At 52.7% G+C, this 24,773-nt stretch carries 21 protein-coding genes and 6 tRNA genes; 19 read left to right on the forward strand and 8 right to left on the reverse strand.

Features of this window, described 5'->3' with window-relative positions:
* Position 1: 1 nt before the first annotated feature.
* The 7 genes from B1748_RS29240 (at position 2) to pdaA (ending at position 1,494) form a co-directional block, all read left to right on the forward strand.
* Positions 2-77, forward strand: a tRNA-Asn gene (locus B1748_RS29240).
* 6 nt (positions 78-83) lie between these two features.
* Positions 84-171, forward strand: a tRNA-Ser gene (locus tag B1748_RS29245).
* A gap of 24 nt (positions 172-195) precedes the next feature.
* Positions 196-270 (forward strand) — tRNA-Glu (locus B1748_RS29250).
* A gap of 6 nt (positions 271-276) precedes the next feature.
* A tRNA-Thr gene (locus tag B1748_RS29255) sits at positions 277-352 on the forward strand.
* A gap of 7 nt (positions 353-359) precedes the next feature.
* Positions 360-434: transfer RNA gene (locus B1748_RS29260), tRNA-Gly, on the forward strand.
* Positions 435-443: 9 nt separating this feature from the next.
* A tRNA-Pro gene (locus B1748_RS29265) sits at positions 444-520 on the forward strand.
* Between the two features lie 110 nt (positions 521-630).
* Positions 631-1,494, forward strand: a complete 864-nt coding sequence (pdaA, locus tag B1748_RS29270; RefSeq protein WP_087571504.1) for a delta-lactam-biosynthetic de-N-acetylase — start codon at positions 631-633, stop codon at positions 1,492-1,494.
* A gap of 48 nt (positions 1,495-1,542) precedes the next feature.
* Here pdaA and B1748_RS29275 read toward each other — a convergent pair whose 3' ends face one another.
* From B1748_RS29275 to yhbH, 3 genes are all read right to left on the reverse strand, one after another.
* Entirely contained in the window at positions 1,543-2,523 is a 981-nt protein-coding gene (locus B1748_RS29275; protein ID WP_087571505.1) for a TIGR03943 family putative permease subunit, read from the reverse strand.
* A complete protein-coding gene (locus B1748_RS29280) occupies positions 2,520-3,428 on the reverse strand; it encodes a permease (protein WP_087571506.1) in 909 nt (302 codons plus the stop codon). Before B1748_RS29280 ends, B1748_RS29275 begins: the two co-directional genes overlap by 4 nt.
* Positions 3,429-3,948: 520 nt before the next feature.
* Entirely contained in the window at positions 3,949-5,103 is a 1,155-nt protein-coding gene (gene yhbH / locus B1748_RS29285; RefSeq protein WP_087571507.1) for a sporulation protein YhbH, read from the reverse strand.
* Between the two features lie 310 nt (positions 5,104-5,413).
* Between yhbH and B1748_RS29290 the strand changes: the two genes are divergently transcribed.
* Entirely contained in the window at positions 5,414-6,592 is a 1,179-nt protein-coding gene (locus B1748_RS29290; RefSeq protein ID WP_087571508.1) for an exonuclease SbcCD subunit D, read from the forward strand.
* Positions 6,589-9,711, forward strand: a complete 3,123-nt coding sequence (locus B1748_RS29295) for an AAA family ATPase (RefSeq protein WP_087571509.1) — start codon at positions 6,589-6,591, stop codon at positions 9,709-9,711. The genes B1748_RS29290 and B1748_RS29295 overlap by 4 nt, the downstream gene beginning before the upstream one ends.
* Before the next feature lie 55 nt (positions 9,712-9,766).
* Here B1748_RS29295 and B1748_RS29300 read toward each other — a convergent pair whose 3' ends face one another.
* Positions 9,767-10,321 (reverse strand): hypothetical protein, encoded by a 555-nt coding sequence (locus tag B1748_RS29300; protein ID WP_087571510.1) that lies wholly within the window; start codon positions 10,319-10,321, stop codon positions 9,767-9,769.
* A gap of 65 nt (positions 10,322-10,386) precedes the next feature.
* Between B1748_RS29300 and B1748_RS29305 the strand changes: the two genes are divergently transcribed.
* The gene (locus B1748_RS29305; protein WP_087571511.1) at positions 10,387-10,773 is read left to right on the forward strand and encodes a DUF423 domain-containing protein; all 387 of its coding nucleotides are present in this window, start codon (positions 10,387-10,389) and stop codon (positions 10,771-10,773) included.
* Between the two features lie 140 nt (positions 10,774-10,913).
* Positions 10,914-12,812 (forward strand): putative bifunctional diguanylate cyclase/phosphodiesterase, encoded by a 1,899-nt coding sequence (locus tag B1748_RS29310; RefSeq protein WP_087571512.1) that lies wholly within the window; start codon positions 10,914-10,916, stop codon positions 12,810-12,812.
* Positions 12,813-13,115: 303 nt separating this feature from the next.
* Here B1748_RS29310 and B1748_RS29315 read toward each other — a convergent pair whose 3' ends face one another.
* Positions 13,116-13,592, reverse strand: coding sequence for a hypothetical protein (locus B1748_RS29315; protein ID WP_143810407.1), 477 nt, complete (start codon positions 13,590-13,592; stop codon positions 13,116-13,118).
* Positions 13,593-13,761: 169 nt separating this feature from the next.
* On the opposite strand from B1748_RS29315, the gene B1748_RS29320 reads away from it, so the two are divergent.
* From B1748_RS29320 to sufB, 7 genes are all read left to right on the forward strand, one after another.
* Positions 13,762-14,067, forward strand: a complete 306-nt coding sequence (locus B1748_RS29320) for a YunC family protein (RefSeq protein WP_087571514.1) — start codon at positions 13,762-13,764, stop codon at positions 14,065-14,067.
* Between the two features lie 303 nt (positions 14,068-14,370).
* The gene (locus B1748_RS29325; protein ID WP_256976019.1) at positions 14,371-14,952 is read left to right on the forward strand and encodes a DUF1802 family protein; all 582 of its coding nucleotides are present in this window, start codon (positions 14,371-14,373) and stop codon (positions 14,950-14,952) included.
* Between the two features lie 269 nt (positions 14,953-15,221).
* Complete coding sequence (gene sufC, locus B1748_RS29330; RefSeq protein WP_087571515.1) at positions 15,222-16,001, forward strand: Fe-S cluster assembly ATPase SufC; 780 nt, start codon at positions 15,222-15,224, stop codon at positions 15,999-16,001.
* A 22-nt stretch (positions 16,002-16,023) separates the two neighbouring features.
* Positions 16,024-17,331: a Fe-S cluster assembly protein SufD gene (gene sufD / locus B1748_RS29335; RefSeq protein WP_087571516.1), complete on the forward strand. Its 1,308-nt coding sequence runs from the start codon at positions 16,024-16,026 to the stop codon at positions 17,329-17,331.
* On the forward strand, positions 17,328-18,554 hold the full coding sequence (locus B1748_RS29340) for a cysteine desulfurase (protein WP_087571517.1): 1,227 nt from the start codon (positions 17,328-17,330) through the stop codon (positions 18,552-18,554). Before sufD ends, B1748_RS29340 begins: the two co-directional genes overlap by 4 nt.
* A complete protein-coding gene (sufU, locus tag B1748_RS29345; protein ID WP_087571518.1) occupies positions 18,541-18,963 on the forward strand; it encodes a Fe-S cluster assembly sulfur transfer protein SufU in 423 nt (140 codons plus the stop codon). The genes B1748_RS29340 and sufU overlap by 14 nt, the downstream gene beginning before the upstream one ends.
* A gap of 257 nt (positions 18,964-19,220) precedes the next feature.
* Positions 19,221-20,618 (forward strand): Fe-S cluster assembly protein SufB, encoded by a 1,398-nt coding sequence (gene sufB / locus B1748_RS29350; protein ID WP_087571519.1) that lies wholly within the window; start codon positions 19,221-19,223, stop codon positions 20,616-20,618.
* Between the two features lie 71 nt (positions 20,619-20,689).
* Here the strand turns inward: sufB and B1748_RS29355 are convergent, their stop codons facing one another.
* The 3 genes from B1748_RS29355 to B1748_RS29365 all read right to left on the reverse strand — a co-directional run bounded on the left by B1748_RS29355 (position 20,690) and on the right by B1748_RS29365 (position 23,657).
* Positions 20,690-21,766: an HD-GYP domain-containing protein gene (locus B1748_RS29355; protein WP_087571520.1), complete on the reverse strand. Its 1,077-nt coding sequence runs from the start codon at positions 21,764-21,766 to the stop codon at positions 20,690-20,692.
* A 96-nt stretch (positions 21,767-21,862) separates the two neighbouring features.
* A complete protein-coding gene (locus tag B1748_RS29360; protein WP_087571521.1) occupies positions 21,863-22,900 on the reverse strand; it encodes a ThiF family adenylyltransferase in 1,038 nt (345 codons plus the stop codon).
* Positions 22,901-22,913: 13 nt separating this feature from the next.
* Positions 22,914-23,657: a molybdenum cofactor biosynthesis protein MoaE gene (locus B1748_RS29365; protein WP_087571522.1), complete on the reverse strand. Its 744-nt coding sequence runs from the start codon at positions 23,655-23,657 to the stop codon at positions 22,914-22,916.
* A 112-nt stretch (positions 23,658-23,769) separates the two neighbouring features.
* Here B1748_RS29365 and moaA point away from each other — a divergent pair, with 112 nt between their 5' ends.
* On the forward strand, positions 23,770-24,771 hold the full coding sequence (gene moaA, locus B1748_RS29370) for a GTP 3',8-cyclase MoaA (protein WP_087571523.1): 1,002 nt from the start codon (positions 23,770-23,772) through the stop codon (positions 24,769-24,771).
* Positions 24,772-24,773: the final 2 nt, after the last annotated feature.

Raw genomic sequence — 24,773 nt, forward strand, 5'->3', positions numbered from 1 at the left:
TTCCCTGATAGCTCAGTTGGTAGAGCACTCGACTGTTAATCGAGTTGTCACAGGTTCGAGTCCTGTTCGGGGAGCCATTTCCTGGAGAAGTACCCAAGTGGCTCAAGGGGACCCTCTGCTAAGGGGTTAGACTGCGTAAGTGGTGCGAGGGTTCGAATCCCTCCTTCTCCGTAGCTTTTGCTACATAATTTGTATGGCCCGTTGGTCAAGGGGTTAAGACACCTCCCTTTCACGGAGGTAACAGGGGTTCGAATCCCCTACGGGTCACCATATTGTGCCGTTGTAGCTCAACTGGTAGAGCAACTGACTTGTAATCAGTAGGTTGGGGGTTCAAGTCCTCTCGACGGCACCAGCTTTTTGCGGAAGTGGCTCAGCGGTAGAGCATCGCCTTGCCAAGGCGAGGGTCGCGGGTTCGATTCCCGTCTTCCGCTCCATTATTTTTACGGGATGTAGCTCAGCTTGGTAGAGCACCTGGTTTGGGACCAGGGGGTCGCATGTTCAAATCGTGTCATCCCGACCATTTACGAACAAATTAAATGAACTTATAACGAATACTGACGCTGCATAACGGCGTCAGTATTTTTTTGTTGTAATCAGAAAGCCCTGTCCGGGGGAAGCTATTTACAGAGAATGCTGTCAGAAAATCGTTACAGAGAGGAGTGTGCATTCGCATTGACTAAATGGATAGTTCAGACGGTCTTTATCGTATTAGGACTGGGACTGGCGGTTTGGCCAGTCGGCGGGAATAGGATTGACGCATCGCCGGGCGCGTATCACTTCGGTTTCAAAAAAAGCGTTAACGGCTCGCTGCCGTCGATTGATGAGGAGGGATTTAAGCCGGTTTTATCGAAAAACGGCGCGCTTTTCCTCGGGGACACGACAAAGAAGGAGTTGTTTCTAACCTTCGATAACGGTTACGAGAACGGTTATACGCCTCGAATATTAGACGTGCTCAAGCAAAAAAACGTGCCCGCGTTATTTTTTGTGACGGGGCATTTTGTAAAGGATCAGCCGGAACTGCTTAAACGTATGGCTGCTGATGGGCATCTCATCGGCAATCATTCCTGGAGCCATCCGGATATGACGCAGTTATCGGAGAGTCAAATCGCCTCCGAGCTGGCGAAAGTGAAGGAACAGGTTGAAGGGCTCACTGGCCAGCAAAGCATGACCTTCCTTAGACCGCCGAGAGGCATCTTTAACGATCATGTACTCGCCGTCAGCAAACGTCATGGTTACACGAGCGTATTCTGGTCGATCGCCTACAAGGATTGGGATGTCAATGCGCAGCGCGGGGGAGCGTACGCGTTCGAGCAGGTAACCAAGCAGCTTCATCCCGGCGCCATCCTATTGTTGCATTCCGTGTCGAAGGATAATGCCGAGGCTCTTGGCAACATAATTGACGAGGCCAGGAGGCAAGGTTACGAATTTAAGGGGCTTGATGGCCAAACAGGGCTTAATCCCTCACCAATTAATGAGTTCTTGCCAACGGAATGAGTTGAATAAAAAGAGCATTCCAAGCTTAATGGCCTGGAATGCTCTTTTTTAATAATTACGATAGACATATGGATCGCTTGGCTGCGGAATTGTCTCCCACGATACGACGCGCAGCACGGGGATCGTTTGTTTAAAAGGCTGGTAATATTGGGAAGCAAGCTTGCCGGAGACTTGCACCCACTCGTCATCGTTGAAGGAAGCGCCTTTGGGGAACTCCACCAGCATGCCGAATACGCCAGAGTCTGCCACGCAATGAATGAAGCCGAATCTAAAGAGGAAGTAATGCTCTGCGTCTGCTTGCTCTCCTTTGTAGGTAAATCCGGTGAAGGAGAGACGATCACCCATAAATTCTCCAGGGAAGTTGTAGATAACCTCCATTCCTTTCATGTAGTTGCCGTCATCCAGCCGGATATCCGTCTGTCCGACAAATTCGGCAAGCTCCTTGTTCTTAAGCCGGTCATAACCTTCTTTGCCATAAAACACGCTGGAATCCGGCTTTAGGAACTGATGCTCGCCCGGCACTCCGGCATCGATCTCTTGTGGCATCGGGAACGAGAAGCCCTTGGCCTTCACGAAGCTGGAATCCAGCGTCTGAACGGGAAGAAAGATACCAGTGCAGATCGGCACGAACAAAATCAGGTAGCCTACTATGCGCTTCCATCTGACCGTCGGTTCATGCGAGTGGTCCAGTCCATAGTGATCGTCGTGTTGGTGATCATGGGCATGATCATGATGATGGCGATGATGGCCCTTTTCTTGGTCATGGTTTTCATGATGGTGCGTATGGTCGTGAGCGCTCTCGCAAGCTTGGCTCGTCTCTTTGTTTTGCCGCTCTTGCTGTTCGCGTTCTTTGTCCTTGTCAAGACGATATACGCGCACAAACTCCACAGTTGCCAGCAAAAGCAGAAGCACGATGGCGGTTATGGACAGATAAGCGTATTTGGTATTGATGTACATATTCAGTTGGCCGTTCTGGTGAATGATCGCGAACATTAACGCGAAGCCAAGCAGGATAAAAAATCGGATCATCCAATCAACCTCCCCACGATTAAGGATCCGGCCAACGTGCTGATGCTAACGAGCGCGATTAACACGATGACGAATTTGGACTTGAAAGTGCCAAGCAACATAAGCGTATTTTTGATGTCGATCATAGGCCCGAATACAAGGAAGGCTGAGATAGATCCCAACGAAAAGCTGCTTCGGAACGAAGAGGCGATAAAGGCATCGGCTTCCGAGCATAACGACATCGTAAAGGCTAGTCCCATCATAACAAGCGAAGCCATAACGGGATTGCTGCCGATATGAAGTAGAGACGAAGTCGGGATGAACGTCTGCATGCAAGCCGCAATGAAGGCGCCAAGTACCAAATATTTGCCCACGGAGAAAAACTCCTCGACGGAATGGGTCAGAACGGAGCCGAGCTTGCGATGAAGCGGCATTGGCGCTCTGGGGATTTCGGAAAGCGGCGTGGACGCAGCAGCCATCTCCTGTACCGCTTGCCGCAAAGGCAGCGCGGGAAAGAGCATGGCGATGGTCACGGAGACGAATAGCGCGACGGCAAACGCCATCCCGGCTCGAATCGCGACGACCCGCCAATCATTGCCGAAGGCCACGTAGGTCGAAAACAATACGATGGGGTTAACGATAGGCCCCGTTAACATAAAGGCGATGCCGGCATTGAGCGGTACGCCTTTGCCGAGCAGTCTGCGCGTGATCGGGACGATGCCGCATTCGCAGGAGGGGAAGAGAATGCCGACGCTGCAGCCGAACAAGGACGAGAGGAAACGGTTCTTCGGCATAATACGAGCAATCCAACGTTCGGTAATGAACGACTGGATAAGTCCGGAGATCAGCACGCCCACCAGCACGAACGGAATGGCTTCCATGACCATACTGAGAAAGATTGTATTCAGTTGCAGAAAGGATGTCATTTTTACACCGCCAATAATAATGTTTTACTTCGGAAGCTGAAGCACGAGAGGGTGTTCATGGGGACACCTTATTGAAAAACGATGACCGTGCCTTCGTATATCGGTTTGCATTCGGATAGCTGTGATCATATGAATTAATCGATGTATTGTGCCAAGTATATCATAATTGCCTTGTCGTAAGATAAGGCAGTACAGACTAAATAGATTGCGGTTAAGTCGACTTTTTTTATTTAGCATCACTATAACATGGCTCCCTGGCCAACAGCGCGGCATGATTCAGGGAGGCTTTTAGCCTTAAACAAATCGGACTTAAAGGAGAAAATAAAATGATACGCGGCAGGAGCAAGGGAGGGGATGCAGACGATCAATAATGTATTGAGACGGTGGAACTCCATACATAACGGCCCGGTTCGTACATGTATTGGACGGTATTCGAGATTAAGTTATCCGGAAGCGGACTGGCAAAGAAAACAAATAAGCCGATGTAATCGCACTGCGGTCACGTCGGCTTATTTTCATTTTATACTGTTTTATTTCTTTTCGAAAAGAATGTCGTTAATGCCTTATAGACCTCGCCCTTCTCCTTAATAATCGAGTACATAAACTTCTTATCATGAATATGTTTGTATGCTGACATCAACGTACTGCTTCTATTATATTGGTTAACCTCCCCATAGCCGAACATGTTGCAACGTTCCATTAGCTGCGATATCAACTTAACACAACGTTCATTGTCCGAAGTTAAATTGTCACCGTCCGAGAAATGAAATGGGTAAATGTTCCATGCGGCGGTCGGATAACGGCTGTCTATGATATCCAGTGCTTTTTGGTACGCAGAAGAGCAAATCGTTCCGCCACTTTCCCCCCGTGTAAAAAACTCCTCTTCCGTCACTTCTTTAGCTTCAGTGTGATGTGCCACGTAGATGATTTCGACATGTTCGTATTTGCGACGAAGGAAACGGGTCATCCAGAAGAAAAAGCTGCGCGCGCAATACTTTTCGAACGAGCCCATGCTTCCTGACGTGTCCATGAGCGCAAGAATGACGGCGTTGGACTGCGGCTTGACGATTTCCGTCCACGTTTTGTAACGGAGGTCGTCCGGCGAGATGCCGCCGATTCCGGATATGCCCGCATTTGCGTTGCGACGAAGATTCTCCATCAGCGTACGCTTTTTATCGATATTGGACATAATTCCTTTCTTGCGGATGTCGGTAAAAACGATCTCCCTGGTCTGCAGTTGTTCCTTCTGCTTTTGCTCCAGATTCGGCAGCTCGAGTTCCTCGAACAGCATATCCTCCAATTGGTCGATGCTGATCTCCGTATCGACGAGATCTTCGCCAGGTTGATCCCCGGCGTCTTTTCCTTTGCCAGGGCCTTTGGCGGCTTGCGGATCTACGCCGAGAACGTCGCCAACCTGCGAATCCCCGTCGCCTTGTCCGACGTGCTGCTTTTTGTTGTAGTTATAGATGAAACGTGACTCGTCGAGACTTTTGATGGGGACTTTGACGGTCTTGCGGCCATCGGACAGCACGATGCTTTCGTCGGAGACAAGATCAGGGAGGTTTTTGCGAATCGCTTCCTGCACCTTCTGCTGATGCCTCGCTTGATCCGAGTAGCCTTTGCGATGGAGCGACCAATCCTCCCGCGATACGATAAAAAGCGGTTCCGAAGCCATTTTATCACCTCTGAGTCCTATAGTTAATTATGCCACTCCCACGGAGCCCGATCAATCTTCCCTCGGCTGACGGATAACATGCCGCCTTCCGCCTTCCGCCTCCGCTGGTCTCATGTCGGAGCACCTCCTTGCTGATTACATGGTTAATATTCAATATATTCAGTCCGCGGGTGGTTATGTGAAGGAAATTAGTCCAAATCTAGCAAAAAGTATTGACTGAGAGCATGATGGCTAGCAGATGCCGCGAGTGATAGAATAATAGGAAGAGCTTGTGCAGGAGCGCGGGGCAAACCGTGCAGGGGGAGGTACTATGAAATTGTTTCACACGGCGGACTGGCACTTAGGCAAGCTGGTTCATGGCGTTTATATGACCGAGGATCAGCGATATGTGCTTAATCAATTTATTGAGGATATTCGAAGGGATAAGCCGGATGCCGTCATTATCGCCGGTGATCTGTACGATCGAGGCGTGCCGCCTACGGAAGCCGTCGAGCTGCTGGATGACGTGCTTGAGACGATCGTGGCGGAGCTAGGCGTGCCCGTGCTAGCCATTGCGGGCAATCACGACAGCCCGGACCGGCTTAGCTTCGGAACGGCTCTTATGGAAGGGCGCGGCTTGCATCTTACGGGGCAGCTTCGGTCTCAGCCCAAACCGGTCGTGTTGCGGGACGAATTCGGCGAGGTGCACTTCCATCTGGTTCCGTATGCCGATCCCGCAATCGTACGGCATGTGCTGGGAGACGAAGACATTCGGAGCCATAACGACGCCATGCGGGCGATCACAACTAGGCTGACCGAAAGTATGAACCCGGATGTAAGACATGTGCTGGTGGGACATGCCTTCGTTACGCCGTTTGGAGAAGCTGCCGACAACACCAGCGATTCCGAGCGTCCTCTTGCGATCGGGGGAGCGGAATATGTCAGCGCAAGCTTGTTCGACCGCTTTCACTATACGGCTTTAGGCCATTTGCATCAGGCACACTACGTCAGAAGCGAGAAGATCCGTTATGCAGGTTCGCCGCTGAAGTATTCGATCTCCGAGGAGCGTCATAACAAAGGTTATCTGGTCGTAAAGCTCGACGAGGCCGGCAAGGCCGCGATAGAGAAGCGAGAGCTGAAGCCGCTGCGAGATATGCGCAGAGTCGAGGCGTCGATCGAGGAGCTTGAGAAACATCCCGTTAACGATGATTACGTGTACGTGACGCTGCTGAACGACAATCCCGTGCTGTTCCCCATGGAGAAGGTGCGGGCCGTCTATCCAAACGCGATGCATGTAGAGCGAAGAATCGCCATGGCGAATACAGCCGCCGGTTCCTCGGGAATTTCTTCGGAGGCGGATGGTTCCGTCAGTCGCAAGGAGAGAGATCCCGTGCAATTGTTCGCGGACTTTTATATGGAAGTTAAGGGGCAGGAGCTGACGCCGGAGAAACGGTCCATGTTCTCCGCCGAATACGAAGCGCTTGTACGCGAGGAGGAGGGATTGACGTGAGGCCGCTTAAGCTGACGATGACCGCGTTCGGTCCATACCGGGATGCAGAGACAGTCGACTTCGCAGAGCTTGGCGAACGCAGATTGTTTGTCATCTCCGGCAATACCGGAGCGGGCAAGACGACGATATTTGATGCCATCACCTTCGCGATTTACGGCACCGCGAGCGGAGAGGACCGTGCCGATCCGCGGATGCTGCGCAGTCACTTCGCGGATGACGAGACGCATACGTCGGTGGAGCTCGATTTTCAGTCCGGGGGCAGATGTTACCGCGTATTCCGCCAGATGAAGCATCGCAAGGGCGGCAACAGAAGCGAGACCGGCGAGAAGACGGAGCTATACGTAGTCGAGGGGGAGACGGCGGTTCCGGCGGTGGACCGGTTCATCACAACGGAGGTGAACGCGAGACTGCTTGCCGTTATCGGCTTGACGAAGGAGCAGTTCAGCCAGATTGTTATGCTCCCGCAAGGGGAATTCCGCAAGCTGCTTACTTCCGATACGGATAATAAAGAGGATATCCTTCGCCGCATATTCCGGACAGAGCTGTTTGAGAGATTGGAGAGCCGGTTCCAGACGCGATACCGCGAGCTGTCGGATGGACTAAAAGATGCCCGGGCGACGACCGCCGCCGTCATGCGTCAGGCGGAGGAAGCGTTGCCGCAGCGCGAGGACAGTCCGTTGGCAGCCACTTTTCGGCAGGAAAACTACAATGCCGTGCAGGTAAGGGAGGCCTTGCAAGGGGAAGCAGCCCATTATGAGGATACAGCAGCCGCAGCAGGACGTCGCAAATTAGAGACGGCATCCGCGCTGGATGCGCTGCAGGATTCGCTGCGGGCGCGGCTGTCGCTAAATGCGAAGCACGAGGAGCTAGCGGCTAAGCGTGCGCAACGCCAGACTCTTGCTGCTAGGCAAGGTGAGATCGAGGGGCTGGAACGAGAGCTTGCGCTTGCCGCTAGAGCGGACGGACTGACACCTTATGCGGAACAAGCCGCCAATGCGACGAAGCTTCTGAAGCTCCGTTACGAAGGCTTGCGTCTGAGAAGCGAGCAGCTTGCCGCTGCGGAAAGTGAGCAGTTGCTAGCTGCTGCAAGCCATGATGCCGAAGCAAATAAGGAGCCGCAACGCAGAGAGGTTGAGCTGGAGCTTCATCGGCTATCGGAGCTGACGAGCGTTGTGGAGTCTCTAGCCGCGCAACGAGAAGCATTGGCCGAGCTTAAGCGCCGGGAGATGGAGTCGCAAAGCAAGCTGGCTGAAGCGGCCCAGTCTATAACCGCAAGCAAGCAGTCGCGGCAGCGTACGGCGCTGGAGCAGCAGGAATGCGAAGCGGCAGCTGCGGCGCTGCCCGAGAAAGCGGAGGCGCTTGCCGGGCTGGAGCGACAAGGCAAAGGCGTCAAGAGGCTGCTGGAGCTAAGTGCCGAGATCGGACGCTGGATGGAGCTGGAGCGAGAAGGCGAGCGGGCGCTTTCTGCGGCCAAGTCGGGAGTATCCGAGTTGGAGCGGCGCTGGATTGAGGGTCAAGCCGGCTTGCTGGCAAAACATCTGCATGATGGCGACGCTTGTCCGGTGTGCGGCAGCGTAACGCATCCCCAAAAGGCGGGGATGCATGAGGAGATGCCTTCGAAGGAGGAGCTTGAAGGGGCGAAGGAGACTCTTGCGGCCGTACAGCGCGAACTGATGACGTCCAAAGCGCAGGCAGCCGCGGCTACCGGCAACTGGCAAGCGGAATTAGACGAGCTGGCCGAGCTTCTGCCCCCACTCCCGCCTGAGGAGCAGAACGGTCAGCGGATCGAAAAGCTACGTCTGGTTCAAGGCGAGCTGAGACAGGCCTGGAAGTCATGCAAGGAAGAGCTGGATGCGCTGAAGGAGAAGTCCGGGCGGCTAGAATCGATTCGTTCTGCAATATCCAAATCCGACAAGGAGCTGGAGACGCTGGAGCGGGAGCAGGACAGGCTTCGTGCCGAAACGCAGAGCCTAGCTCTGGAAAACGCGGGAAAAGAGACGGCATACGCGAAGGAGCTGGAGCGTGTGCCGGAGCAATGGCGGGAGACGAATGCGCTGCGGACAAGGCAGGCGGAGCGTCAGAGTTTGCTAGCCGAGCTTAATCGCTCCTGGCAGGTTGCCCAGCAGCGCCTGCAGGCAGCCGCAGCGAATCTGGCAGCGGCTAAGGCCCATGCGGAGCAAGCGACGGAGCAAGCGGCGGAAGCGGAGTTGTCCGAGAAGGAGTCGCGACAGCGCCTGCATTCGGAGCTGGCCAAAGCGGGTTTCCTCTCGGCGGAGGATTACGCGGGTGCTGTGCGTACTCAAGCGGAGCAGGAACGTTTGAAGCAGGAGACGGAACGTTACCGTACTGCGGTGCTCGCCGCCGCGGAGGCGGTCGCCGCTCTGGAGTCCGAGCTGTCCGGCACCCAGTGGCTGTCCCCTGAAGACCTGCAGGAAGCAATTATGACAACGCGCGGGAAACACGAAGAGCTGCTCGGCGAGGAGCAGTCTTCCTTGCGGTTCGCCGCCGAGGCCGCCAGACTGGCGGCATCCGTGGATCGTGCCGCTCGTCAAGCAGGGGAGCTGGAGGAGAAGCTGGAGCGCGTCCTGGATATTTACGGTATGATGAAAGGCGATAACAGCCTCAAGATGTCGTTTGAGAGATATATTTTGATCGAATATCTGGAACAGATCGTGGCGATGGCCAACGTGCGGCTGCACGAGCTGTCGGGCGGGCAATTCCAGCTGCAACGCAGTGACAGGCTGGAGACGAGAGGAAAGCAGAGCGGCCTGGGACTTGATGTATACGATGCGTACACCGGCCAGAACAGGGATGTGAAGTCGCTGTCGGGCGGCGAGAAGTTTAATGCTTCCTTATGCCTCGCCCTGGGGATGACGGATGTCATACAATCCCACCAAGGCGGCGTCTCAATCGACATGATGCTGATAGACGAAGGTTTCGGCTCCCTCGACGAGGAGTCACTTCACAAAGCGATTGCTGCTCTCGTCGATCTGCAGAAGGCGGGCCGGATGATCGGCGTAATCTCGCATGTCCAGGAGTTAAAGGAAGCTTTCCCGGCGTGTCTGGAAGTAAACAAGACCAAGGAGGGTTACAGCACAACATCGTTTTTGCTCAAATGAGAAAACCCCCGTTCCGTCACTAATATGACGAAGCGGGGGTAGTAAAACAGCGCTGCTAAACGGAACCCATGCCAAGGGCGATTGTAGCAATAAACAAACCGATGGTGCCGACCACGAAAAGGCCATTCAGCACAAGACCGATGATGCCGAACGTCTTCTTTCGCTTTCTGGATGCCGCACTGACGATGCCAAGGATGAGCCCGACGAAAGCAAGCGCGAGCGATCCCAACATGAGCACTCCGGCGAACAGAAAGGTCGCGATGAATTCGCCGAAGATTTCGGAATCCATCAAGGCGTTGCCGAGTTCGGTTTCTTGACCGGGACCGTAAAGGTTTGCGAAGTTTTCTAATTCCGTAAGCAGACTCTGATCCTCGGCCAGGCCTCTAGCTCCGACTACAGCTATGATAATGGCGATTACGACCAGCAGAACCGCGACGAGCGCCAGGACGAAGGAAGCGATGCCGATGCCGGAATGTTTATGAATCTCAGTGTCCGGTTCCAAGGGCTGAAACGGGGACCCGAATGGCTGCGTGTGCGGTTGCGAATGTTCATGTTCCCGATATTGATTATTATCGAATGGCCTGTTCTCAGATTGATTGTTGTCTGTCATAGTGGATTCTCCTTTGGACAATGATGCCAAAAATTATACAGGAAAATGGAAGGGATGAAAACAAAATGTTTCCAGCTTATTTTGTAATCGGAGCTGTCAATGCGGCGCTGGCCATCGCGTTAGGCGCTTTTGGCGCGCATGGATTGGAAGGAAAAATAACGGAGCACTATATTGACATATTCGAGACCGGAGTCAAATACCATATGTACGGAGCGCTCGGTTTAATGCTTGTTGCTCTAATGGATAAGATTGCGGGCGGAGGCAAGAAGGCAGTCATTGGAGCAAGGCTCTTGCTCGCAGGCATGCTGATCTTCGGCGTCAGTCTTTATGTTCTTGCCTTGACCGGTTATTCCAAGCTCGGCATGATAACGCCAATCGGCGGCGTTGCCATGTTGGCAGGCTGGGGCTTTGTCATTGCAGGCGTCCTTAATCAACATCGAAAGAGCAAATAACGTGTTTTGATTCGCCCCTTTTCGAGCGAAAACGCCAAATCTTTTAGTGCTATAGCAAATATTTCTATGCCAACGCCACCAATTCGTTTATAATAAACCTAGCTATCGCTTGACTCGACATTGAGGAAGGAAGTTTGTGTGTGGCGAAAGATATGGAAGATTTGCCTTCAGCACGAAATCAGCGAAGCCCGCTGTCCTTGAACGAGCTAATGAACCTTGGCGTGATCGGATTAACGGCCATGTCCGCGGTTTGGATTGTAGTTTCATTTGTCTTGATCTCGGACATGATGTTAAGATGGATATCCTTGACGGTATCGGCCGCGCTCCTTGTAACGGCCGCCGTCTTATGGCTGCGTCGTCATCCGCTAAGCAGCTTTAGACGCTTTCACTCAGCCATCGTAGATACATTGCTGCGTTCGGAGGCTGTCCCCTTGTCCGTGCTCGATCGCTCCGGCCGCGTGCTGGAGCTAAATGAAGCGGCCGGACGCATGCTCGGCTATCAGCGTTCGGAGATGATCGGGGAGCCGCTCATGCGAATGATTGATCCCGCAAGCAGAGCACTTCTTAAGGATAGTCTGGAGCGATCGCTGCAAGGCCAGACCGTGCAGAACAACATTAGTATTACCCACCGAACAGGTTTTCCACTCGAGATGCAAGTGATTTGCGCTCCCATGATACAGGATCACGAAGTCATCGGCACGCTGATGATCAGCCATGATCTTAGCGATCGGAAACGCAATGTGGAACGAATTAGATATATGGCCTATTATGACGATATGACTGGACTGCCGAATCGTACCTTGTTCCAGATGAAGCTGACGGAGAGCTTGTCGAGAGCCAAGGAAGACGAGAAGCTGGTTGGCATCTGTTATCTTGATCTGGATGGCTTCAAGCTCGTAAATGCTTCCTTCGGAAGGGAATTTGGCGACATGCTGTTGATGCAGGTGGCGGAACGCATCTCGCGCAATTTGCCTGAACATATGATGGTTGCGCGAATGGAAGGCGATGAATTCGCACTTCTTCTTCATACGGTCGATTCCGAAGAAAAGTTGCTGGAGTTTGCCCGGCACCTCCTTAAGTCGATAGAGGAACCGTACGAGCTTAAAGGTTTCCCCGTTCATATAACCGCCAGTATCGGTCTTGTTACGAACAGGAACGAGCAGGATGACGGTTATACCCTCTTCAAGAAAGCCGATATGGCTCTATTTAAGGCAAAAGAAAACGGCAAAAACGATTGTATGTTATATTCGGACAGCTGGAGCAACTCCTCCTTCGAGCGGCTGAAGCTTCAGCATGAGATGTACCGGGCCATACAACGCCATGAATTCGTGCTTCATTACCAGCCGCAGTATGATCTAAAGAGCGGAATTATGGTAGGCGTCGAGGCCTTGGTCAGGTGGAATCATCCTGTTCGAGGACTGCTGGCTCCCGGAGCTTTCATTCCATTGGCAGAAGAGAGCGGCATGATCGTTCAGATCGGAGATTGGGTGCTGGAGGAGGCATGCAGGCAGAACAAGGAGTGGCAGGATGCAGGACTCGCTAAGATTCCGGTATCCGTTAATCTCTCCATCAGGCAGTTCCTGCAGCATGACCTGGCAAGCCGCATTGCGGAAGTTCTGGAGACTACCGGTCTGGAGCCGAAGTATCTTGATCTGGAAATTACGGAGTCCATGACGATCGATGTTGGCCATATTACGCGATGCTTGCTGGAGATTACGAATCTTGGCGTCGGTATTAGCGTAGATGATTTCGGAACGGGGTATAGTTCCTTCCACTATCTCAAAAACTTCCCGATCGACAGGCTCAAGATCGATCGTTCTTTCGTAAGAGATATTCAACAGGATCCTAGCGACGCGGAGATCGTGGCGGCTATCATCGCGATGGCACATAATCTTAACATCCAGGTCATTGCCGAAGGGGTCGAGACGGAGGAGCAGATGGAGTTCCTGAAGAAACATAGATGCGACGAAATGCAGGGATTTTTCTGCAGTCCTCCCGTCAGCAGCGACAATATTGAACAAATGCTAAAGGCCGGCTGATGTAGCTGGTCGGCGACAAAACGGCGGCGTCCACCAGGGACGCCGCCGTTTTGCTTTGTGTTTAGGAAATTATGAAATTCCCAGACTTGTGAAACAAAAGGTTGAGAATCTAACAGACACCAGCGACGTTATTTGTCCGATTTTTAACTTCAAACAAATCTAACCGACAGAAAAAACACTACAGGGTCGTAATGGAGCCAATATGTACGATGATGTTGCCAATAATGTCGGGTATGTCCGTTAGGCAATAGTGAGTGACTGGACATATTGGATTTTAAATCACATTCAAGGGTATTTGTGTTTTCATTCGATGAAATCCTCGATTTCGTTCAGTCGAAACGTGTAAACCTGCTTCTCGTCCACATGATAGACGGTGATCAAATGCTCCCCTTCATCCATGTTAATAATTCGGCAAGGTATGCTGAGCTTGATGCCCAGTCCCCTGTTGACGATTAGCCGGATAAGCTTGTTGCTCTTCATGAAAGCTCGTATAGGGGCGAAGCCTTCACTCGAATCAGAGTCCGCTTTGGCAGAAGTCTCGGAATTCGGTTGCTGAGGTACGATCGGTACAGGTTCCGGCTCGGCGCCTTCGATGGTCCTCTCGTCAATGAGTTCGCCAAGGCGAATACCTGAAGTAATCCGATAGTCATCGAACTCCGCATCGTTAAGTCCGGCAATCAGCTTCTCCAGCGCTTGAGCGTGATGTCGATCCTCGATCATAATATCAACTTGAAATACAAAGGATGAAAGCTTTGTTCCGGGCGGCTTCCGTTTCATCATGTAGTGCCTCCGTATCATAAAGATGGAATAGCTATAATATATCATTAATTCGCTTGGTCAAGTAGACCTATTCCGCATTCGTCCATACTGAGTCCAAACTCCCGCATATACTGTGAATCAATACGATTCTGCGCATAAGATCCGCGCATCCGAAGGAGGTGGATTTCATATGATGAGGATGGTCCCATTCGTACTGGATGGCGGAGAAACCGTTCTCGGTGTCGAAGTGAAGTTGCCGAAGACGACGCTCTTATCCATCTCGACGGATAAAGGGTATATCATGTGCGGAGCGCTTGACGTAACGCTTTTGAACGAGAAGCTCGCGGACAGGGAGATCGTTGCAGGGCGAGCAGTCGGCGTCCGCACATTGGAAGAGCTGTTAAACGCTCCGTTGGAATCGGTAACCTATACGGCAGAGGCTATGGGAATCGTAGCCGGCATGAAGGGCAGCGATGCGCTGAGACGGATGATGTAACACATAAAAACCCAAACATCGAGTCCGTGCAAGGAGTTGCGGCACGGTGTTTGGGGTTGTGTTTGGATTTTCGTCCACATGTTCTTCTCATAACGCGGACTTCGTTTCGAATCCGTTCCAGACGTCAATAATAGTGGACAGCAGGAAAATCGTTCTGAACAACCACTCCTAGTATAATGGATTAGCTTTCGCCATGGAATACCTTGCTTCTTTACAGATTGACATCCGTCGCCGTTTTTTTCACAATAGAAGGATGTCCAATGCGGACGACGGAGACGGAGATGCAAGGAGGTACATATTAAGGTGGATGAGCAAAAAAGGCAAATGATCGCTCTGAAGGAATGGGCGGTTTCGGTCAAAGCGCTGCGCGAAGGCAAACAGATCCTTGTGCTTCGCAAAGGGGGGATTATCGAGGAGACGCGAGACTTCCAGCTCCTCAGCCACAGCTTCTATCTCATGCCGGCGTACGAGCATCAGCGCAAGGAGCTGCTTAAGCATCCTTATCAGGACGGGATGGACGAGACGCTCGAGGAATGGTCGCCTGGCATGGAAAGGGTCAAGCTGGACACGTACGCGGAAGTGACGGACGACATCGAAATTACGGATCAGGAAACGCTGGACAAGCTGAGGGACTGCCATATTTGGACGGATACGTTCGCCGAGGAGAGACTCAAGTGGAAGCGCAAGAAGCCGCTTCATCTTTTATTAATGAAGACATACAAGCTTAACGAGCCGGTATATGCGCCTATGAGAGAGGTTTATAACGGCTGCAAGTCATGGGTAAGGCTGGAAGACAGCCTGCCGGAGCCAGCAATGAAGCCCGTTCTAACCGCAGACACGTACGCAGAAGAACGCGAACGGATACGAACGCTCATTGATTTATAACTAAAACTATATTAAAATGATTATTGAGAATCATTGAGAATCATTTCTTTCAGTTCGTGTTCAAAAAGTTCGGTTATCAGTACCGAGAAGATTGGATGAAGCTAGGACCTGAGGAGCGGAGCGTAGTGGAAGCTACGTGAGCACCGGAAGGTTCGGCTGAATTCGATATTCGACGTCGAGTACGCTTCCAGGATGACTTCGTAATGAAAAGCGGACTTTTTGAACAACTTCTTTAAGAAGTAAACCAACCTTTGGAGGGATAGCATACAATGGCAACACAATTTGTCATCGACGGTCTGAAGGCCGAAATCGAAGGAAAAGAAATTTTAAAAGGCATCAATCTTGAAATCAAAGGCGGAGAAATTCACGCCATCATGGGACCAAACGGCACCGGCAAAAGTACGCTGGCTTCCGCGCTGATGGGTCATCCCAAATACGAAGTAACGGAAGGCAGCGCAACGCTTGACGGCGAAGACCTGCTGGAGATGGAAGTTGACGAGCGCGCGCGCGCCGGTCTATTCCTTGCCATGCAATATCCTAGCGAGATTCCGGGCGTGACGAATTCCGACTTCCTGCGCAGCGCGATTAACGCACGCCGCGAAGAAGGCAGCGAAATTTCCTTGATCAAATTTATCCGTCAGATGGAAGGCAAGATGAAAGAGCTCGAGATGAACCCGGAGTTCGCGCATCGTTACCTGAACGAAGGTTTCTCCGGCGGCGAGAAGAAACGTAACGAAATTTTGCAGATGATGCTGCTGGATCCGAAGATCGTCGTGCTCGACGAGATCGACTCCGGTCTCGACATCGATGCTCTTCGCATCGTAGCGAACGGCGTAAACGCGATGCGCAACGAAGATCGCGGCTTCCTGATCATTACGCACTATCAACGTTTGCTGAACTATATTACACCTGACTTCGTTCACGTTATGATGCAAGGCCGCATCGTGAAATCCGGCGGTCCCGAACTGGCTCAGCGCTTGGAAAACGAGGGTTACGACTGGGTGAAGGAAGAACTGGGCATCGTAGACGAAACTGTAGGCCAGGCTTAATCGGAGAAGGAGGTTAATGGCAATGAGTACACAACTAACGACTCCGACCGACCGCGGTTCCGCGGAAGCTCTGGCACGGAGCAAGGGCGAGCCGGAATGGCTCGTAGCGCTGCGCGGCGAAGCTGCCGAACTGGCTGGAACGATTGAGTGGCCGAAGCCCGAGAAGGTGCGCATCGAGCGCTGGAACCTTACGGCTGTCGGAAGTTATGCAGCTTCCACGCCTGCCGGGTCGCTGACCGAGCTTCCTTCGGTCGTACAGGAACTTGTCTCGGAAGGTACGGAGAATCTGATTGTACAACGCAATTCCGGCACGGCTTGGAGACAACTATCGGCCGAGCTGGCTGCTAAAGGCGTTATTTTTACCGATCTGGAGACGGCATGCAAGGAACATAGCGAACTCGTGCAGCCCCATCTTTTCCAGGCCGTGAAGAAGGACGAGGACAAGTTGACGGCGCTGAACGCGGCGCTGTGGAACGGCGGCGTATTCGTATACGTGCCGAAAAATGTGGAAGTGGAGCTTCCGCTTCAATCGATTTTGTTCAATGACAATGCGGACGCAACGTTTGCTCCTCATATTCTGATCGTGGCCGATTCCAACAGTCGTGTCACTTACGTCGACTGTGTTGTAACCGACAACTCGGCGGTATCGTCGCCATTTGTACATCCTTCTGTCGTGGAAGTGTTCGTGAAGCCGGGCGCGCTCGTTCGCTTTGGATCCGTACATTCCATGGGCGGGAGCGGAGTCGACATGACGATGCGCCGCGCAGTCGTAGAGAATGATGGACGTGTCGAGTGGATTATCGGCGATCTCAACGATGGCAACACGTTGTCCGACACGAAGTCGATCATGAAGGGCCAAGGTTCTACTTCCGACGTAAAAGTCATCAGCGTTGGCAAAAACGCGCAACAGATGAGCCTTACAACGCAGGCGGTTCACTTCGGCAAGAGCTCGGACAGCAACATGATCACCCGCGCCGTTATGAAGGATTCGGCTTCCGCGATCATCAACGGCATTACGAAGATCGAACATGGAGCGACGAAGGCGAACGGCGTTCAGACGGAGAAGGTGCTTATGCTGAGCTCTAAGGCGCGCGGCGATGCCAATCCGATTCTTTTGATCGACGAGGACGATGTAACGGCGGGCCACGCGGCCAGCGTCGGCCAAGTCAATCCGGAGCAGGTGTACTACCTGATGTCGCGCGGCATCAGCAAATCCGATGCGGAACGCCTGATTATTCATGGTTTCCTCGCGCCGGTCGTATCGGAGATTTCCGTAGAAGCAGTACGCACTCAACTTCAGCGCCTACTCGAAAGGAAGCTAGAGGGATGAATATAAATGCGGTGCGGGAGCAGTTCCCGATATTGCATCAAGAGGTAAACGGGCATCCGCTCGTTTACCTGGATAGCGCGGCGTCTTCGCAGAAGCCGCGTTCCGTCATTGATGCGATGAAAAGGTACTATGAGCTGGATAACGCGAATGTTCACCGCGGCGTGCATACGCTGGGCTCCCGCGCGACCGACGCGTATGAAGGAGCACGCGCGAAAGTCGCGGCGTTCCTGAACGCGGAGACTCCCGAGCAAATAATTTTCACCCGGGGGACAACAACGGCGTTGAACTTGGTCGCTACGGGGTATGCGAGGGCGGTATGCAAGGAAGGCGACGAAATCGTCATTACGCCGATGGAGCATCACAGCAACTTGATTCCATGGCAGCAAGCCGCCAAAGCGACGGGAGCTACGTTAAAGTACATTCCGTTGCAGCCGGACGGCACGATCTTGCTGCAGGATGCAGAAGAAGTCATTACGCCGAACACGAAGGTCGTTGCGATGACGTATGTGTCCAACGTGCTTGGCGTCGTGAACCCCATCAAGGAAGTGGCGGAGATTGCCCATCGCAACGGCGCCATCATGGTCGTAGACGGAGCGCAGAGCACCCCGCACAAGAAAGTGGATGTGCAGGAGCTTGGCGCAGACTTCTACGCGTTCTCCGGTCACAAGATGTGCGGCCCTACGGGCATCGGAGCTTTGTACGGCAAAAAGTCGATGCTAAATAACATGGAGCCGATCGAATACGGCGGCGAGATGATCGACTTCGTGGATCTATACGAATCGACGTGGAAGGAGATTCCTTATCGGTTCGAAGGAGGCACGCCGATCATTGCCGGCGCGGTAGGCCTTGGAGCCGCGATCGATTTCCTGGAGAGCGTCGGCATGGATGAGATCGACCGTCATGAGCGCAAGCTTGCGGCATATGCTTACGATAAGCTGTCGGAGATCGACGGAATCGAGATTTATGGACCGAAGAACGGGCGCGTAGGTCTCATTACGTTTAATCTGGACGATGTGCATCCGCATGACGTCGCGACCGTGCTGGATGCCAAGGGCATTGCAATCCGTGCAGGCCATCACTGCTGCCAACCGCTTATGCGTTGGCTAAATGTGTCGGCAACCGCCAGAGCAAGCTTTTATCTTTACAATACCGAAGAGGACATCGATGCTTTGGTTCGTGGTCTCATCGAGACAAAGGAGTTCTTCGGCCATGCAATTGGATGATTTGTACCGCAGAGTCATAATGGATCATTATAAAAATCCTCGAAACCGCGGCACGATGAACGACGACGCCGTTACGATCAACCTGAACAACCCGACTTGCGGAGATCGTATATCGCTGCAGCTCGTCGTTGAAGACGGCAAGGTAACGGACGCGAAGTTCACGGGCGAGGGCTGTTCCATCAGCATGAGCTCCGCTTCCATGATGACGGAGGCCGTCAAAGGCCAGACGTTCGAAGCGGCGCTTGAGATGGCAGAGCGGTTCTCTTCCTTGATGAAGGGCGAGTCGGTGGAATTCGAGGAGCTTGAAGATATCGAAGCGTTGTCGGGCGTCAACAAATTCCCGGCCCGCATCAAATGCGCAACGCTGGCATGGAACGCCCTCCGCAAGGGCATCGAATCCCGTAATTAAGATTTGAAAATGAAGTAATACAATCGAAGCTCAAAATGGCCGGTTTTCAGCACCGAGAAGATTGGACGAAACTAGTGAGTGAAGAGCGGAGCATAGCAGCGCTATGTGAGCATCTGAAATGTTTCCGTAGGAAACATACTTCGGAAGCATAAGCTTAGGAACGGTTGAGTTCAAGGTTCGACGTCGAGTAAGCTGCGAAGGAATACATCGTGATCAAAAGCGGTCATTTTGAGCTACCTTTAAAGGAGTGAGTTGGAATGGCAAAGTCAATGCCGGAAATGGAAGAATATAAATATGGATTCCGTGATGAGCATAAAGCGATTTTCCAATCGGGCAAAGGGCTGACGCCCGAGATCGTCCGCACGATCTCCGAGATGAAAAACGAGCCGGAATGGATGCTGGAATTCCGTCTGAAATCGCTGGAGCAATTCTACAAAATGCCGATGCCTCGCTGGGGCGGCAATCTGGACGATCTGGACTTCAACGACATTCAATATTACGTGAAACCGTCCGAGAAACAAGGCAAGACTTGGGAGGAGGTTCCTCAGGAAATTAAGGAAACCTTCGACAAACTGGGCATTCCCGAAGCGGAGCAAAAGTTTCTGGCGGGCGTGTCCGCTCAGTACGAGTCGGAAGTTGTTTACCACAGCATGCAGGAGGATCTGGAGAAGCAAGGCGTTATCTTTACGGATACCGATACGGCGCTTCGCGAATATCCGGAGCTTATGAAGGAATATTTCGGAACGATCATTCCTCCGAACGACAACAAATTCGCTGCTCTAAACAGTGCGGTTTGGTCCGGCGGATCGTTTATCTACGTGCCGAAGGGCGTGCAATGCGAAATTCCGCTGCAAGCTTACTTCCGCATCAACTCCGAGAACATGGGCCAGTTCGAGCGGACGCTCATCATCGCGGACGAAGGCAGTTCCGTGCACTACGTTGAGGGCTGTACAGCTCCGATATACAGCACGAACTCGCTGCACAGCGCCGTGGTTGAGATTCTTTGCAAAAAGGATTCCCGCGTTCGTTACACGACGATCCAGAACTGGGCGCCGAACATCTACAACCTGGTTACGAAACGCGCCGTTGCTGACGAGAACGCGCAGATGGAATGGATTGACGGCAACATCGGTTCCAAGCTGACGATGAAATATCCGGCTGTCGTGCTTCGCGGCCGCGGCGCGAAAGGCATGGTATTGTCCATCGCCGTAGCGGGCAAAGGCCAGCATCAGGATGCCGGCGCTAAGATGACTCATTTGGCACCGGACACCAGCTCCACGATTGTATCCAAGTCGATCAGCAAACACGGCGGCAAAGTGACATACCGCGGCCTTGCTTCCTTCGGACGCAATTCCGACGGCGCGAAAGCGAACATCAAATGCGATACGCTCATTCTCGATAACGAGTCGACGTCCGACACGATTCCATACAATGAAATTTTGAACGACAACATCACGCTTGAGCATGAGGCAACGGTATCCAAAGTGTCCGAGGATCAGCTCTTCTACCTGATGAGCCGTGGTCTGTCCGAGGACGAAGCAACTCAAATGATCGTTATGGGCTTTATCGAGCCGTTCACGAAAGAGTTGCCGATGGAATACGCGGTCGAGATGAACCGTTTGATCAAGTTCGAGATGGAAGGCAGTATCGGGTAAGTAGACTAAAATACAAGAACCCCTCGGGCTCCGGGGGGTTCTTTGCGTACTTTTAACGGATATGTAAAGGACTACAGATACACATGCTCGATCTCGTAATGTCGATCGATCGTCAGGTCGACGAATTCGTCGTCAATTTGTATAAGGGGCCTGAAAAACTCGGTAGGATGCGTCATGACAATGATGCCGAAGCGCTCGTTGTTCAACCGTACGCGCTTGCCGATGAAATTCGGGATCATATGCTTAATAAACGTATGGGTCGTGACAGGATCGATCTCGCTGAAGCTGAGACGATACAGCTCCTTGAGCACGAACAGCAGGTCCCGCTCCTTCTGATAGACGCGAGCCGATATCATCGCGCTGTATATGTCGACAACGGCGATGATCTTCGAGATGGGGTGGATCTCTTCGCCCTTAAGCCCATGAGGATAGCCGCTGCCGTCAATCCGTTCGTGATGCTGGAGCGCTCCGATGGCAAGATCCTTTTCCTGGAACGAGCCCAGAATGATCTCGTGGCCGTACAGGGTGTGGCGTTTTACTTCTTCGAATTCTTCCTCCGTAAGCTTGCCCGGTTTGTTAAGGATATCGGCGCTGATCTTGCTTTTGCCGATATCGTGCAGGAATCCCGCCTTGCCGATGAGTGCGGCATCCTCCGAAGAGTGGTCGAGCCAGGTCGCCAAATAATAAGCCAGCATGCCAACCTGAACGGAGTGCTGGTAGGTATAATCATCTTCGGTATTAAGCAAAAGCAGCATGGATACGACGTCGCGCTCCAACTGGAGGTTATCCAGCAGAGGCTGCATAATTTCCGTAACCTCCGCCTCCTGAACGATGCCATCTTCTATTGCAGATTCGAACAGCTTCTCGAAGCGTTTGACAGCGTTCTCGTAAATAGGCTGCACAGTTGGCAGCCACTTGGGATTGACCGTGGATTCCAATGTACGATTAACAGGGCTGACTGCTTCTCCCGAAGGCAACACCAGAGTGCGGTCCAAGATCTCGACTTGATCAATCTGATGCTGCAGAAGCCGTGAGATTTCGTTCTTGTACAGCCTCGTGCCTTTGGAGAGAACATGCAGCCCATAATGATTAAATATATCGTGGCTTAGTTGGTCTCCGTCTTGTATATCCGTTACATGAATCCTCATAGAGACACCTCTAATATGATTAATTATGCTCAACCAGATATATAGATAGTAACAATCAAACCACCTATTGGCAATATGAAAACGCTCTAAATGATACTAATTACCTAATAGTTCGGCATAAATTGACCTTGCTTTCGACAAATTCTGCGTCCCTTGGATGATAGCTCTTCCGTCGGCGAATAAAACGAAAGTCATATTCCCATCATCCATTCGCAGCCGCAAAAGATAAGGATTAAGCACGACTTCGCCCGCGGATGCAAGCCGATTGGCCAGCTCTTCCAGATTGACAGCTCCCGAAGCTCCCGGAGTCAGATGAACGGAATCGCGGCCGCACAATGCGGCTGCTACGGGGGCGGAGGCTTCGTTATCGAGATAATCGAACGATCCTTGGGGTCCGCAGCATGGACAGGAGGGAAGCCTGGCGTTGCGGATGGACAGCGGCAGCCAGGAGTGGTTCCAGAGATCGGCCTGGAATAAAGTGCCGTGCAGCGCTTCGCGATTGCCGGAGAGCAGCTTAAGCGCCTCTGTTGCTTGCACCGAAGCGATCAGATCGACGATCGGCGAAATGACGCCTGCCGTCTCGCATGTATCCGAAGTCCCCGGTGCGGGGACTTCCGGGAAAACGCAACGGTAACAAGGCGTCTCTCCCGGCAATACCGTCATGCTCATGCCGGAGGCGCCGACAGCTCCGCCGTAAATCCACGGCAAAACATGTTTGACGGCATAATCGTTTAGGAGATATCGTACCGTGAAGTTGTCGGTTCCGTCGATAATTAAGTCGACATCGTGCAGCAGAGAAGCCGCATTATCGCCGTGCAAATCGGCACAAACAGGTTTGATCGTTACAGAGGAGTTGATGGCGGTCAATCTGCGGGCAGCCGCCTCTGCTTTCGGAAGCATATCCTTCGCGTCTTGTTCCGTGTATAGAAGCTGTCGCTGAAGATTGCTCCATTCCACGAAATCGCGGTCGATTAATCGAATATAGCCGACTCCGGAGCGGACGAGATGCTGCGCGGAGACGCAGCCCAGCGCGCCGACGCCTACGACGGCCACACGCGCTTCGGACAGCTGTCGCTGACCGTCCTCACCGATAGGCCGGAATCGGATCTGACGGGAATAACGGCTTAACTCCATGGAGATGCCTCCTTCATTCCGCCGTCAGCCCGGCGATCGGATTCCAGGGGCCAAGCTGATGGCCCTTCCATTCGGAGCCGTCTTCCCAGATTTCCTTCTTCCAGATGGGGACGAGCTGCTTAAGCCGCTCGATGGCGTAACGGCTGGCCTCGTAGCAATGCTCGCGATGGGGAGCCGATACGGCAATAACGACGCTGGTCTCGGCCGGTCCGACGACGCCCACGCGATGAGAGATCGCGCATAAGGCGCCCGCCCAGCGGCGTGCGATCTCATCGCCGATCTGGGACATGGTCGCTACCGCCATCGGCTCATAAGCCTCGTATTCCAGCCGCACCGTTCGTTTGCCATTCGTCCATTCGCGCGTCGTGCCGACGAATGCGATGGCCGCGCCGTGTTCCGGTACGATTACTTTGGCCAGTACTTCTTCTGTAAGAATGATATCGCTCGTCACAACAAAGCGAGGCGAGTCCGACATATTCTTGTCCCCGCCCTCCGCTAGCTCCTCTCCGCCGGAAACGGGAGGAAGAAGCGCAAGCTCGTCCGAGGCTTGGACGGTCTCTCCGTCGGCTACGTAGGCGTGGTTGCGCGCAACGAAGCAGGTCGACAGCAGGGAAGAATGATCGCTGTTCTCTCTTGCGATCATCGATTTCAGCTCGCTGGCAGTCAATTGTCCTTGATCAAGAGCAAGGACGAGCTGAGCCGTGCCGAGACGCTCAGGCAATCCCGCGAACAGCTTGATGGTCCAGGTATAACTCATATATGTGCAGCTCCTCACAACAGCCTGTAACAGGGCTTTAGATTGCTACTAGAATACCATAAACGCAAAAAAAATGTTATGCTGTAAGGTACATGGAAAGGTGGTGCGCAGTATGCCGGAGCTAAAGGATCGGTATGGAAGAGAACATGATTATTTGAGAATTTCAGTAACCGATCGCTGCAATCTGCGCTGTCTTTACTGCATGCCTGAGGATGGAGTGGAATTTACCGAATCCACCAACCTGCTGAGCTATGACGAAATCGTCGAGGTCGTTAAAGCAGGGGCGGAGCTCGGTATCAAAAAGCTGCGCATTACAGGCGGCGAACCCCTGATCAGACCCGGTCTGGACGATCTGATCTCGAGGTTGTCGCGCATACCTGGCATTAATGACATCGCGCTGACGACAAACGGCATCTTCCTGGCTAAGCAAGCACAAGCGCTTAAAGAAGCAGGTTTGAAGAGAGTGAATATCAGTCTGGATACACTTGATTCGGCAAGGTTTCGGTTTATAGCCAGGCGCGGAGATCTGCGGAGGGTGCTTGAAGGCATAGAAGCGGCAGCCGAAGCCGGGTTTGATCCCATCAAGCTGAATTGCGTCCTGCTCAAAGGCGTCAACGAAGACGAAATCATGCAATTCTTAAAGCTCGCTTACGAGCGGCCGCTTCATGTGCGGTTCATAGAATATATGCCGATCGGCCATGCCGACGAGAATTGGCGGAAACATTATCTTCCTCTTTCCCGCGTGATCGAGATTGCGGAGGAAGAAGGGTATAAGCTGTCGCGGAAGGAAGGCGTGACAGGCAACGGCCCTTCCGACGATTGGCAGATGGCAGGGGCTGTCGGCTCCTTTGGCTTGATCCATCCCATCAGCGACCACTTCTGCAGCAACTGCAATCGTCTGAGGTTAACGGCTGATGGCAATCTAAAACCTTGTCTGTACTGGGTGGATGAGCTTAACGTTAAGGAAGCGCTCGGGGATCCGGATGCCATAAAGCAATTGTATTACAAAGCGCTGGATATTAAGCCGGAGAATCACGAGATGGCCGCGAAGCTGGCGAATTCGGCGCAATCTCATGTGCCGACGGAACGACGCATGTCGCAAATCGGAGGATAAGG

It is taken from the genome of Paenibacillus sp. MY03 (assembly GCF_002165585.1).
Classification (GTDB): domain Bacteria; phylum Bacillota; class Bacilli; order Paenibacillales; family Paenibacillaceae; genus Pristimantibacillus; species Pristimantibacillus agaridevorans.

Bases quoted from the DNA above. Each gene is read 5' to 3' on its own strand.
- pdaA (WP_087571504.1), top strand. From the start codon at position 631: ATGCTGTCAGAAAATCGTTACAGAGAGGAGTGTGCATTCGCATTGACT.
- B1748_RS29275 (WP_087571505.1), bottom strand. From the start codon at position 2,523: ATGATCCGATTTTTTATCCTGCTTGGCTTCGCGTTAATGTTCGCGATC.
- B1748_RS29280 (WP_087571506.1), bottom strand. From the start codon at position 3,428: ATGACATCCTTTCTGCAACTGAATACAATCTTTCTCAGTATGGTCATG.
- yhbH (WP_087571507.1), bottom strand. From the start codon at position 5,103: ATGGCTTCGGAACCGCTTTTTATCGTATCGCGGGAGGATTGGTCGCTC.
- B1748_RS29290 (WP_087571508.1), top strand. From the start codon at position 5,414: ATGAAATTGTTTCACACGGCGGACTGGCACTTAGGCAAGCTGGTTCAT.
- B1748_RS29300 (WP_087571510.1), bottom strand. From the start codon at position 10,321: ATGACAGACAACAATCAATCTGAGAACAGGCCATTCGATAATAATCAA.
- B1748_RS29305 (WP_087571511.1), top strand. From the start codon at position 10,387: ATGTTTCCAGCTTATTTTGTAATCGGAGCTGTCAATGCGGCGCTGGCC.
- B1748_RS29315 (WP_143810407.1), bottom strand. From the start codon at position 13,592: ATGATGAAACGGAAGCCGCCCGGAACAAAGCTTTCATCCTTTGTATTT.
- B1748_RS29320 (WP_087571514.1), top strand. From the start codon at position 13,762: ATGATGAGGATGGTCCCATTCGTACTGGATGGCGGAGAAACCGTTCTC.
- sufC (WP_087571515.1), top strand. From the start codon at position 15,222: ATGGCAACACAATTTGTCATCGACGGTCTGAAGGCCGAAATCGAAGGA.
- sufD (WP_087571516.1), top strand. From the start codon at position 16,024: ATGAGTACACAACTAACGACTCCGACCGACCGCGGTTCCGCGGAAGCT.
- B1748_RS29340 (WP_087571517.1), top strand. From the start codon at position 17,328: ATGAATATAAATGCGGTGCGGGAGCAGTTCCCGATATTGCATCAAGAG.
- sufU (WP_087571518.1), top strand. From the start codon at position 18,541: ATGCAATTGGATGATTTGTACCGCAGAGTCATAATGGATCATTATAAA.
- sufB (WP_087571519.1), top strand. From the start codon at position 19,221: ATGGCAAAGTCAATGCCGGAAATGGAAGAATATAAATATGGATTCCGT.
- B1748_RS29355 (WP_087571520.1), bottom strand. From the start codon at position 21,766: ATGAGGATTCATGTAACGGATATACAAGACGGAGACCAACTAAGCCAC.
- B1748_RS29360 (WP_087571521.1), bottom strand. From the start codon at position 22,900: ATGGAGTTAAGCCGTTATTCCCGTCAGATCCGATTCCGGCCTATCGGT.
- B1748_RS29365 (WP_087571522.1), bottom strand. From the start codon at position 23,657: ATGAGTTATACCTGGACCATCAAGCTGTTCGCGGGATTGCCTGAGCGT.
- moaA (WP_087571523.1), top strand. From the start codon at position 23,770: ATGCCGGAGCTAAAGGATCGGTATGGAAGAGAACATGATTATTTGAGA.